Raw genomic sequence first — 10,690 nt, 5'->3', positions numbered from 1 at the left:
CCCCGGGAGGTAATCTCTGGTGTTATCCATGATGCAATGACCGCCTGACCCCACCGCGTCTTTTTTCGCACTAAACTGCCATAAACCTAGTCACTTTCGGTACCTCTTCGGTGCCTCTTCCGTTTCTCATCTTCACTTTCCGGAATCTACCACCCACTAGACCACGCACCAGCGAGTTTGGAGCCCAACCCCCACCGGAGTAACGTCTAAAAACAGAGCTTTTACAGCTACTCAAGCAAGGTTTGTGCAAAACCCTAAGTTGCGCAAAAGCAATGGGGCTATAGCTCAGTTGGTAGAGCGTCGCGTTCGCAATGCGAAGGTCAGGGGTTCGATTCCCCCTAGCTCCACAAAAATATCCCAGGCCACGTCACCGTGACCTGGGATATTTTCGCATTACCCGTCAAAGATTGCGTGTCAGAGGAATACGCATGAAAAGCACACGCGCCAAAAGCTAGCCGCCAGTAACTACCCGCGGTATTCCACACGCGTGTAGGACACGCGAATTCTGGTGGTGATTCGCTGACGCAAGTCCTCCGGGGCTGGCTGCTGACAGCAACGGCGCAGCAGCCGTCGTATAGCCTGTTCAGAACCAAATTCCTCCAGGCACTCCGGACACTCGTGAATGTGTTCCTCTAAAAATCGGCGCTCTTCCGGATCGCACTCTCCATCCAAAAAAGCATGGAGGCGCGAGTGGACGTCCTGGCAGAAAGAATTGTCGCAGGCGTGTCCATTTCTTGGCCTCTGCTCCATTTCATGGCCCGACTCTCGGCTCATCGCGGAGAATCCTCCTTTTCTTCTTTCAAGAATCCACGTTCCACAGCTACGTTGTGCAACGCTTCACGCAGCTGTTTTCTTCCACGATGCAACCGACTCATCACAGTTCCGATGGGCGTACCCATGATTTCGGCGATTTCCTTATACGGCATGCCCTCGACATCGGCGTAGTAGACCACCATGCGGTAGTCCTCTTTAAGACTCATCAATGCCTCACTGATTTCCTCATCAGGAAGCTTTTCCAATGCTTCTACCTCGGCAGAGCGCAGCCCCACGGAAGTGTGCGACGCGGTCTCCGCAATCTGCGAATCCGTGATGTCATCGGTGGCGTACTCCGCCGGACGACGCTGCGCCTTGCGGTAATTATTGATGTACGCATTGGTCAAAATGCGGTACAGCCACGCTTTCAAATTCGTGCCCGGCTTATAGGAGCGGAAGCCCTGAAAGGCCTTGATATAAGCCTCCTGCACTAGGTCTTCGGCATCGGCGGGGTTGCGTGTCATCCTCAGTGCCGCTCCGTAGAGCTGGTCCAAAAGTGGCATTGCGTCACGCTCAAACCGCTGCGCAAGCTCCTCGTCCGACTCATCGGTCCGAACGGCCGATGATGCCGATGTTCCTGTGTGATCACCTGACATGGCTCTAATCCTAAAACATCGCAGACCACCACTGCCCCCATGCCCGCTCGAACGGGCCTGTTATCCGCTGTGCCAGGATGGAAACTATGTCGAAGAAGTCCAAGAAATCCGCCGCTGCTACTCCAGCCATCGCCGCCTGCCAGGCCGCGGGCATCGACTTTGAGGTCCACCAGTTCCCGCACGGCAGCGACAACTTCGGCGAAGAAGCCGCCGCCTGGCTTCTCGAACATCACGGCATCGAGTCCGCACGCATCTTCAAAACGCTCATCATCGAGCTCTCCGGCAAACGCACCGGCCTCGCCATCGCCGTCGTGCCGGCAACGGGCATGCTCAATCTCAAGGCTGCCGCCGCCGCACTCGGCGCATCCAAGGCCGCCATGGCTGACCCCCACGACGCGTCGCTGGCCACCGGCTACATCCCCGGTGGCATCTCACCGCTGGGCGGCCGTCGCGCGCTGCCCACCGTCATCGATGAAACCGCCACACTCGCCGACACGGTATTCGTCTCCGGTGGTCGCCGTGGGTGGGATATCGAACTGTCGCCGACAGATCTGGTTTCGCTTGCCGACGCCACGGTCGCCCCAATCGCGCGCTAACCCCCGCGGCTACTCCGGCGACCTAGAACAGTTCCCGGCTCTGACCGAGGTCATCCAGCAGGTGTGGCCCGTCGTTGGCGACATTGCCCACGACTCGGTTGACGGGCCGAATGGTCATTTTCTCCACGAGCTCAGGTGCGGTCATGCCCACGTCACCGTCGCTGGCCCAATTGGAAAAATCGAGCCAGTCCGCAACCTCACCGTCGTCAAGCACGCGTGGCATGCGGTGATGCAGATCGCCAAGCTGTCCTACGGCATCGGTGGTGAGAATCGTCGCGGAGACGATGTCGCCCCAGCGTGACCACAATCCGGCGACCGTGAAGAGGGGCGCATCTGCGCCGAAACTGACGAAGTACGGTTGGCGATCTTTCCACTCGTACCAGCCGTTCATGGGGATGGCACACGGCAGGCCGTCGCGGAAGGTGGGCTTGGACTGCCAGGTTTCGGCACGGGCATTGAAGAATGCGGTGGCTGGCATTTCACGCGCCCAATGCGGCACAAGCCCCCAGCGCACAGTGGCAGCGATGGTGCCTTCACGTCCGGGATACTCGCGGGCGAGTGCGACGATGGGCATGGTCGGGCCGATGTTGTAGCGCTCACCAGGCAGCGGCCCATCAGTGCGAACTGGGGCAAGCCCGGGGATGCGGGAGACTGCGCTGAGCAGTTTTTCCTCGACGGTAAAGGTGACAAAACGACCACACATAGTTACCGATTCTGCCGATTCCTCCCCCTCTAGTCGAGGTCTGTGACGGAAGTGTTCCATAATTGGCTATGTGTGTTCCCAAAATCAGAATTGGTCCGCCCCTACGGTAAGTGTCGACGGTGCCGAATCCGGTCGACTTCCCTTTAGCGCCACGGTTCCTGTTGCCGGCTCAAAGTCGATTACCAACCGCGCGCTGGTCATTGCTGCACTGTCATCGACTCCATCGGTGATTAACGGTGCTCTGCGCTCCCGCGACACAGAACTGATGATTCGTGCACTGCGGGCATTGGGAACTGATATTGACGCTGATTCGGGTTACGCCGGCGCCCCGAATCACACGCTGCGCGTCACTCCACGCATTTTGCGCGGTGGCGTGGTCGATTGTGGTCTGGCCGGTACCGTCATGCGCTTCGTGCCGCCGATTGCCGCTATTGCGCAGGGCTCGGTGTTCTTCAAGGGCGATGTCGAGGCCACGGCCCGCCCGATGTCCGCGGTGCTGGATGCGCTGCGCACGCTGGGCGTGACTATCGACGGCGACAGCCTGCCCTTTACCGTCAACCCGCAGGGCCCGAATCAGGGCCACCGCCTGGGTGATTCCGTCCAGGAAGCAGATCTGCCGGATATCGGTGGCGAGGTCGAGATTGATTCTTCTGCCTCCAGCCAGTTCGTCTCTGGCCTCCTGCTGTCCGCGCCACGCTACGGCCGCGGTCTGGTACTGCGTCCGACTGGCGAGATTCCTTCGCGCCCGCATATTGATATGACCATCGAGATGCTGCGCACCGCCGGTGTTGAGGTCGATGAGCAGACCACCGACACCGACGACGGCACACGCACGACGTTTACCATTCAGCCCACCGAGATCATGGGGCGTACCTGGACCGTTGAGCCGGATTTGTCCAACGCTGCGGCGTTCCTCGCCGCTGCAGCCGTCACCGGCGGCAGCGTCACCATCCCGGATTGGCCAGAGCACACCACGCAGCCGGGCGATCGCATCCGCGAGATTCTCACGGCCATGGGCGCGACCGTAACATTCAACAAGTCCAATGACGGCAACACCAGCCTGACAGTCGTCGGTCCGAAGCCCTCTGAGCTGCGCGGTATCGAAATGGACATGTCCGAAATCGGCGAGCTGACACCGACAGTCGCCGCTATCGCCGCACTAGCCACGACGCCGACGACACTCACCGGCATCGCGCACCTGCGCGGTCACGAAACCAACCGCCTCGCTGCGCTGACCACCGAAATCAATCGTCTCGGTGGGCGTGCCACTGAGCTTGACGACGGCATTGCGATTGAACCCGCACCTCTCCACGGCGGCCTCTGGCACAGCTATGCCGACCACCGCATGGCCACCGCCGGTGCAATTATTGGCCTGCGTACTGAAGGTGTCGAAGTGGAAAATATCGGCACCACCGCTAAGACCATGCCAGGCTTTGATATGCGCTGGCTAGAGATGCTCAATCTGGCATCCCCGAGCCCCAGTACGCTGGAGCAGTCGGTGAAAAACCGCCTGGACAATATGTCGAACGGCTCTGAGGCGGCGAATTAGTAGTGGCAGCACGCAGGCGTGGACGGCAGTGGGATGAATCCGACGTACGCATCCGCCCCGGTAAAGGGTCGCGGCCACGGACGAAAGACCGTCCCAGCCACGCTGATGCGCGCTGGGGCATGGTCGTTACCAAGGACCGTGGTCGCTGGGGCGTTGTCCTCGATGAATCCCCAGAGATTACCGTCACCTGTATGCGCGCCCGCGAACTGGGCCGCACCAACATCGTGGTGGGCGACCGCGTAGGTGTTGTTGGCGATGTCAGCGGCCGTGAGGGAACACTGGCCCGCATCGTGAAGTTGGCCGATCGCAGCACTGTGCTACGTCGCACTGCCGATGACAACGACCCCTACGAGCGCATTGTGGTGGCAAATGCTTCTCTACTGCTCATTGTCTGCGCTGTCGCGGACCCCGCACCGCGTACGGGTTTTGTGGAGCGCGCTCTGGTTGCCGCCTACGCCGGTGGAGTGCGGCCCATTCTCTGTCTGACCAAGTCGGACCTGGCCGATCCGCAGGAATTCGCTGGTGAATTCACAGCTCTGGGAGTCGACGTCATCGTCTGCGGTATCAACGACGATCTGGATCCACTTTTGGAGCTCATCGATGTCCCAGGACGCGTGACTGCGCTTGTTGGACATTCCGGTGTTGGAAAATCAACGCTGGTCAACCGCCTTGTTCCCGATGCGAATCGCGAAACTGGTGAAGTCAGTGGCGTCGGCAAGGGCCGCCATACCTCCACTCAGTCTGTGGCGCTGGTGTTGCCGTCGAAAAGCGATGACGGTGCTGATGCAGCACAGTCGTGGATTATTGATACGCCGGGTATCCGCTCTTTCGGTCTTGCGCATGTGACACCGGAGACGCTGCTGGCGGCGTTTCCGGATATTGCGGCAGCGGCAGAGGACTGCCCCCGCGGTTGTACGCACTTAGGCCCACCGGCGGATCCAGAATGTGCACTCGATGCGTTGGAGGGAGTGCAGCACCGCCGTGCAATGGCCGTGCGTCGCCTGTTGAGCGCAATCAGCGACAACGAGGCTTGGGAGCTGGACATTGAAAGAGACTAGCCAGGAGGCACAGCCACAATCGGCACAGACGCCGGAGATCGACGACACGATGTCGGGCAATGACTCAGGTCTCTACCCTGATCCGACGAGCTGGGTGCTGCTGTGCATTTACACGTTGATTGTCGGGCTCGCCACGGGGCTGGGCGCTGCAGCGCTGGCACTGATTATGCACGGCATTGAATATGTCGTCTACGGCCAGCATGAGGGCGACGTGGCTGTCGTCACCGACGGTACGACCGGCATGCAGCGTTTTATCGGCATTGTTGTGGCCGGCCTGGTGGCGGGGCCGATCTGGGCTGCGCTGCGTACCAAAGCCAAGCCGATTGAAAGCGTCGAAGCCGGTATGAATGGCCGACTGATGCCTGTGTGGTCGACGGCTGTCAATGTTTTCCTGCAGATGGCGACAGTCGCTGCCGGTGCCTCGATGGGCCGTGAGAATGCGCCTCGTGAATTCGGTGCGATGGTGGCGTCGCAAATGTCGCATCGCCTTCGCATTGATCCGCACCACCGACGAATTTTGGTCGCGGCAGCCGCGGGTGCTGGTCTGGGAGCGATTTATCATATTCCGCTGGCGGGAGCGATTTTCTCACTGGAGATTCTGCTGGGCTCGCTCAGTATTACCGCTGTGATGGTTGTGCTGGCGTGTTCAGCTATCGCAACCGTGACAGCTGGGATTGTGGTCGGCAGCAGCCCGCTGTATAGCCCGATTAACCTTTCTGAGGGCTGGGGCAATATTGGCGCTGCGCTACTGCTCGGAGTGGTCTGTGGCGCGCTGGGCTACGCTTTCCGCATAGCCTCTGCTCGCGCGACGGATAAGGAGCCGAGTGGTTGGCACTCCGCCTGGGCTATTCCACTCGCATTTACCATCGTCGGTGTCATTGCGCTGTGGATTCCGGAGGTACTTGGCAACGGCCGCATTGCCGCCACCACTGTGCTGATGGATCGGCCGCTGCTGGGCTTTGCTGTCATCCTGTTCATTGCCAAGGCTGTGGCAGTTCTTGTCACTTTCCGCTCTGGGGCAGTCGGCGGGCTGCTGACTCCGGGCTTTGCGCTCGGTGCCTTAAGCGGATTTATTGTGGGGTGCTTTGTGCAGCCGCTGATGCCAATGATTCCGCTGAGCGACTACGCAATTCTGGGAGCCGCGGCCTTCCTGTCCGCCTCGATGGCCGCCCCATTGTTCGCACTCATTGTGACGGTGGAGTTTACCGGCCAGAACTCCTCGGCGTACCTCGCACTGTTTTTGGCTGCGGCAACTGCAGCACTTACCGTGGCTCTGATTCGCGCGCTGCTGCACCTGCCCCGCAAGCAGGCGATGCCATGGAACCGTGAGCCGGGTCAGCGGGAGGATGACTCGCACGATGACAAATCGAAGGACGGCAGCCAAAGCGAAGCCGCAAAGTAGCGGCTCTGCCTAAGCCTCAACTTCGGCCTCAGCAACCAACGTTGCCGCTGCTACTTCCTGTGTGTCGACCGACCTGTGTACGCCCGCACAATCTTCCGGATTCCTGGACGCAATTTACGCAGGGCTCGCAACCCCGTCGCTAAGCCTGTCCGTGGCGCGCCCTCGGGATTGAGCGCTTCGTCGATTTCAGGGTGCTTGGTAAATGCGGCGTTGGAGCGTACTTCCGGAGCATTGTCGGGATCTGCAACCAGGAAGCGATCCGGCAGGGAAAGCTTCAGCAAAGTGCGCTGGACCTGTAGAAATTGCTTCGGGAAAGAACCGGTGTTGTAGGGCAGATCGTACTCACGGCAGATTTCTTGAACCTGCTGAGAGATGCGCGCCAAACGGTTGGAGGGCATGTCCGGGTAGAGGTGATGCTCAATCTGGTAATTCAGGTTGCCAGACAGCACCGACAGCGCCAGCCCGCCGGTAAAGTTCGCAGAGCCTAGCATCTGGCGCAGGTACCACTCGTTTTTGTCCTCCGTGTTGTACTGCTCCTTGGTGAAGGTCTCAGCATCATCTGGGAAGTGCCCGCAGAAAATGACTGCGTACGCCCACAAGTTGCGGGCTAGGTTGGCCATCATATTGGCAAAGGCGACTTCTCGGTAGCGCGAACCTGCCAGCACTGGGAATAGAACATAGTCCTTCAGCAGCTGGCGGCCGGACTTTGCAAGCACCGCCGACAAATCCCCACGGGCCTCCTGCCACGACTTCTTTCCTGCAAAGACTCGCCCGAGCTCAACATCGTAGAAAGCGACCGCCCATTGAAATAGGCTGGCCAACACGACATTGGTGACCGGCTGCAAAAGGGTCGTCGGCTTCCAGCGACGGTCGCGGGTGACGCGCAGGATGCCGTATCCCACGTCGTTATCCATGCCAATGACATTGGTGTACTTGTGATGCACGAAGTTGTGCGAATGCTTCCAGCCAGATGCGGGGCAGGAATTGTCCCATTCCCACGTTGAGGAGTGAATCTCCGGATCGTTCATCCAATCCCACTGACCGTGCATGGTGTTGTGGCCGATTTCAAGATTTTCCAGAATCTTGGCCAGTCCCAGCGTCGCGGCACCGCCCCACTTGAATCCCCAGTGCGCGGTGTTCTTCCAGGACTTCGGCAAGATACCCAGTTTATTTAAGGCAAGCCCTGCGGTTGGCACCATCAGCAGGCCACGCCCTGCCACCTCAAGTGTGCGCTGAATCCTGATGAGAGTGCGAATGTAGCGAGCATCCTTCTGCCCCAGCGAGTCGCGGTGTTGCTTTTCAATCTCCGCAAACCGACGCCCAATCTCCGCCACATCTTCTTCACTCAAGTGTGCATAGGACGCAATATCCGAAATTGCCATGAATCAAAACTCCAGCTCAAGTAGTAGTTCGTTGCTGCTCTATCGAGAATTCTTAGGTTTTATAGGTCCAGCGCCGCGTCCCCCACCGGCGTACAGACACACGTACGAATCCGCTCGCCGGCCTCAAACGTCGTGCCATTTCGAATATCCCGTGCGGTCCCCGCCGCCAGCTGCTGCACGCACGTCGCACAAATGCCCATTCGACACCCGTGCGGAAGGTTCACACCAATCTGTTCACTGGCTTCCAAAATCGTGGTCGCACCGTCGACATTCACATCACCGCGGCTACCAAAACTCACCGTCCCGCCCGCCGTAGTCGCCGTCCGCGCAAGTACAAAACGCTCCGTTCGCACACCTGGGAACGCCTCTTCCAGCGTCTCCAGCAGTCCGGCGGGCCCGCAGGCATACGCGCTTTTCGACGATGCCAGCGATTTAAAATCCGCAATGGTCTGTGTGACCACGGCAGCGTCAATGCGCGGTTGCTCGGCTGTGTTGCGCAGAGCAAGACGGTAGGTCAGGGCTCCGGGGTCGTCGGCAAGCGTGCGGAGCTCATCGACAAATACAGCCTCGTCGTCGCCGCGGTAGGAGTGGAGGTGTGCGACCTCCGCGCGGATGCCTCGGCGGGACAAGTCACGCAGCATGGAGATCACCGGAGTCACGCCTGAGCCAGCGGTGACAAATGCGATGCGAGCCGGCACCGGATTGGGGAGGTGAAAGTCACCGGCCGGAGCAGCGAGGCGAACGACCGTGCCTGGTCTTGCATAGGAAACCAGATGTTTGGAGACATAGCCGTCATCGAGTGCGCGAACATTAATGGTCAACAAGCCGTCTTTCGGCTGCGGCGGGTTGGTCAGCGAATATGAGCGCCACAGATACTTGCCATTGACTTGGACGCCAATGCCGAGGAATTGTCCGGCATGAAAGTCGGTGGGAACGGCCCAGCCTGGACGAATAACCAGCTCGGCGGTAGTCGGTGACGTGGGCATTATGCGTTCAATGCGGCCGCGCAACTCGCGCCTGGACCACAGCGGGTTGACCAGATGTGTGTAGTCATCTGGCAGCAAGGGTGTGGACAAATGCTTCAAGGCCCGAGAAAGTGTTGTCCGAATCCCCATTCGTCTGTATCTCCTCACTTGGCTGGCAAAGACCGAATCGACCTCTTTGCCTGCGGATACGGCTAGTTTCTAAAGCATTAGTTACTAGACCGTAGGTTACGTACACGTAGACTACGAATACGTAGATTTATAGTCAAGAGATAAAAACATTTTTGACACCTTAGTTAAATGTGTCACTACCCCCGCCGGGAGTTGAAAAGATACCGGTGACATGGCATTAGCCCGTACTTTGGTGACACATCGTGGTGTACCCCCACCCCTCCCACTCCCCCTCCCCCGCGCTTTGCGCCACACCTCAAGAAGGACGCAGCTTGCACAGCGCCGTCGACAAGCGTCATGGCACGAAAAAAGGGGCCAAGAGAAAATCTCTCAGCCCCAAAGACTAATAGTCTGTCTATTACAGCAGCTCGACAAGCATTCCCAGTTCAGCCACGTCATACCACGCCAGCGGAATTTCGAGCGCATCCCCCACGGTCAGCTCCGCGTCCTCGTCCCCGAGGTCTGCCTTATCGACGGCAGCAATGGCGGCCTCAACCTTGTCCTGTGCTGACTCCACATCAACATGCAGCGCCGCAACATCGGAAAGCGGAATCGGACCTCCAACCTTGACTACGGAATCACCCATGTCCGGTTGTGGCTCGGCATCAACGTCCACGGAGATGACCACACGACGATGCGGGAACTTCTCCTCCATCGCATCCAGTAGGCGCAGCGATGCGCGCGCGGCCTCATCGAAAGCGATATCTGCCAGCTCTTCGTCATCGCCCTCTTCAAAGAACTCACGAAGGGCGTCAGTAACAGCAAACCCCCAGCCCCCACGGGCATGGAAGAGCTTATCCTCGCTCAATCCCTCGAGCATGGAAAAAGTCGCTGGAATATAGACCCGCATTAAAACTCGCCTTCAAGCCCCAACAGACCGGCAATCTCAACGACTGCGCGGTCGAACTGCTGGTAGAACACACCCACCATGCCATGGGACACGGCAGCGTGAATGTTCTCAATTGAGTCATCCACAAAAACACAATCACGTGCCGGCAGCTCAATAGCGGCAGCGGCAGCATCAAAAGCCTCGGTGGAGGGCTTCTCATGGCCAATCTCACCGGAGAGTACGAAGGCATCTACCAAGCCCTCATCCTCGAGCTTGCGAATCGGGTCCGCACCAGGGCCACCCGGATCATTCGAAAGCACTGCCAGGCCAACGCCATTGGCACGCGCTTCTACCAACAAATTACGCCAACGTGCCTGGTCTTCCTCGGTGCCGTCAAGGACACCACAGTAGTCAATAATCATTCCGCGCATGGTGGCAGTTTATCGCACGACCTGGGTGTTTGCCTTTTAACCTGTTCAGCGCGTCAAACGACTATTTTCAGCACCATTTAAATGTCAATTTTCCCAACTCAACTTGACTATGCAATCCGCGCTCCCCCGTTACCTTGTGAGTGTCCCTGATAATGGGGATAGTCGCTGGTCCCGGTA

Annotated in this window: 11 protein-coding genes and 1 tRNA gene; 5 read left to right on the top strand and 7 right to left on the bottom strand. The window is 58.9% G+C overall.

The window, feature by feature from the left end; genetic code table 11:
* Nucleotides 1-274 precede the first annotated feature (274 nt).
* Nucleotides 275-347 (top strand) — tRNA-Ala (locus Q4E11_RS10625).
* 118 nt (nt 348-465) lie between these two features.
* On the opposite strand, the gene rsrA is transcribed toward Q4E11_RS10625, so the two are convergent.
* Nucleotides 466-750, bottom strand: a complete 285-nt coding sequence (gene rsrA / locus Q4E11_RS10620; RefSeq protein WP_303165662.1) for a mycothiol system anti-sigma-R factor — start codon at nt 748-750, stop codon at nt 466-468.
* A gap of 20 nt (nt 751-770) precedes the next feature.
* Nucleotides 771-1,409 (bottom strand): sigma-70 family RNA polymerase sigma factor, encoded by a 639-nt coding sequence (locus tag Q4E11_RS10615; protein ID WP_303165660.1) that lies wholly within the window; start codon nt 1,407-1,409, stop codon nt 771-773.
* 86 nt (nt 1,410-1,495) lie between these two features.
* On the opposite strand from Q4E11_RS10615, the gene Q4E11_RS10610 reads away from it, so the two are divergent.
* On the top strand, nt 1,496-2,005 hold the full coding sequence (locus Q4E11_RS10610; RefSeq protein ID WP_303165658.1) for a YbaK/EbsC family protein: 510 nt from the start codon (nt 1,496-1,498) through the stop codon (nt 2,003-2,005).
* Nucleotides 2,006-2,027: 22 nt separating this feature from the next.
* On the opposite strand, the gene Q4E11_RS10605 is transcribed toward Q4E11_RS10610, so the two are convergent.
* Nucleotides 2,028-2,708: an SOS response-associated peptidase gene (locus tag Q4E11_RS10605; RefSeq protein WP_303165656.1), complete on the bottom strand. Its 681-nt coding sequence runs from the start codon at nt 2,706-2,708 to the stop codon at nt 2,028-2,030.
* Nucleotides 2,709-2,778: 70 nt separating this feature from the next.
* Here Q4E11_RS10605 and aroA point away from each other — a divergent pair, with 70 nt between their 5' ends.
* The 3 genes from aroA to Q4E11_RS10590 are packed head-to-tail and all read left to right on the top strand — an operon-like array spanning nt 2,779 to nt 6,717.
* Nucleotides 2,779-4,257 (top strand): 3-phosphoshikimate 1-carboxyvinyltransferase, encoded by a 1,479-nt coding sequence (gene aroA, locus Q4E11_RS10600; RefSeq protein WP_303165654.1) that lies wholly within the window; start codon nt 2,779-2,781, stop codon nt 4,255-4,257.
* A 2-nt stretch (nt 4,258-4,259) separates the two neighbouring features.
* Nucleotides 4,260-5,315 (top strand): ribosome small subunit-dependent GTPase A, encoded by a 1,056-nt coding sequence (gene rsgA, locus Q4E11_RS10595; RefSeq protein ID WP_303165652.1) that lies wholly within the window; start codon nt 4,260-4,262, stop codon nt 5,313-5,315.
* Nucleotides 5,302-6,717 (top strand): chloride channel protein, encoded by a 1,416-nt coding sequence (locus Q4E11_RS10590; protein WP_303165650.1) that lies wholly within the window; start codon nt 5,302-5,304, stop codon nt 6,715-6,717. The genes rsgA and Q4E11_RS10590 overlap by 14 nt, the downstream gene beginning before the upstream one ends.
* A gap of 50 nt (nt 6,718-6,767) precedes the next feature.
* Here the strand turns inward: Q4E11_RS10590 and Q4E11_RS10585 are convergent, their stop codons facing one another.
* The 4 genes from Q4E11_RS10585 to Q4E11_RS10570 all read right to left on the bottom strand — a co-directional run bounded on the left by Q4E11_RS10585 (nt 6,768) and on the right by Q4E11_RS10570 (nt 10,513).
* Complete coding sequence (locus tag Q4E11_RS10585; RefSeq protein ID WP_303165648.1) at nt 6,768-8,099, bottom strand: acyl-CoA desaturase; 1,332 nt, start codon at nt 8,097-8,099, stop codon at nt 6,768-6,770.
* 59 nt (nt 8,100-8,158) lie between these two features.
* Nucleotides 8,159-9,214: a ferredoxin reductase gene (locus Q4E11_RS10580; protein WP_303165646.1), complete on the bottom strand. Its 1,056-nt coding sequence runs from the start codon at nt 9,212-9,214 to the stop codon at nt 8,159-8,161.
* A 397-nt stretch (nt 9,215-9,611) separates the two neighbouring features.
* Nucleotides 9,612-10,103 carry a hypothetical protein gene (locus tag Q4E11_RS10575; RefSeq protein WP_303165644.1) on the bottom strand — a complete coding sequence of 164 codons (492 nt, stop codon included), beginning with the start codon at nt 10,101-10,103 and terminating at the stop codon, nt 9,612-9,614.
* Nucleotides 10,103-10,513, bottom strand: coding sequence for an HAD-IA family hydrolase (locus Q4E11_RS10570; RefSeq protein ID WP_303165641.1), 411 nt, complete (start codon nt 10,511-10,513; stop codon nt 10,103-10,105). The genes Q4E11_RS10575 and Q4E11_RS10570 overlap by 1 nt, the downstream gene beginning before the upstream one ends.
* Nucleotides 10,514-10,690: the final 177 nt, after the last annotated feature.

The organism is Corynebacterium sp. (assembly GCF_030532195.1).
Taxonomy (GTDB): Bacteria; Actinomycetota; Actinomycetes; order Mycobacteriales; family Mycobacteriaceae; genus Corynebacterium.
The sequence above is the reverse complement of the archived record's forward strand: the minus strand, read 5'-3'. Positions and strand labels throughout refer to the sequence as shown.

What these genes read in the sequence shown, in the direction of transcription:
- rsrA (WP_303165662.1), bottom strand. Translation starts at nt 750, where the DNA reads ATGGAGCAGAGGCCAAGAAATGGACACGCCTGCGACAATTCTTTCTGC.
- Q4E11_RS10615 (WP_303165660.1), bottom strand. Translation starts at nt 1,409, where the DNA reads ATGTCAGGTGATCACACAGGAACATCGGCATCATCGGCCGTTCGGACC.
- Q4E11_RS10610 (WP_303165658.1), top strand. Translation starts at nt 1,496, where the DNA reads ATGTCGAAGAAGTCCAAGAAATCCGCCGCTGCTACTCCAGCCATCGCC.
- Q4E11_RS10605 (WP_303165656.1), bottom strand. Translation starts at nt 2,708, where the DNA reads ATGTGTGGTCGTTTTGTCACCTTTACCGTCGAGGAAAAACTGCTCAGC.
- Q4E11_RS10585 (WP_303165648.1), bottom strand. Translation starts at nt 8,099, where the DNA reads ATGGCAATTTCGGATATTGCGTCCTATGCACACTTGAGTGAAGAAGAT.
- Q4E11_RS10580 (WP_303165646.1), bottom strand. Translation starts at nt 9,214, where the DNA reads ATGGGGATTCGGACAACACTTTCTCGGGCCTTGAAGCATTTGTCCACA.
- Q4E11_RS10575 (WP_303165644.1), bottom strand. Translation starts at nt 10,103, where the DNA reads ATGCGGGTCTATATTCCAGCGACTTTTTCCATGCTCGAGGGATTGAGC.
- Q4E11_RS10570 (WP_303165641.1), bottom strand. Translation starts at nt 10,513, where the DNA reads ATGCGCGGAATGATTATTGACTACTGTGGTGTCCTTGACGGCACCGAG.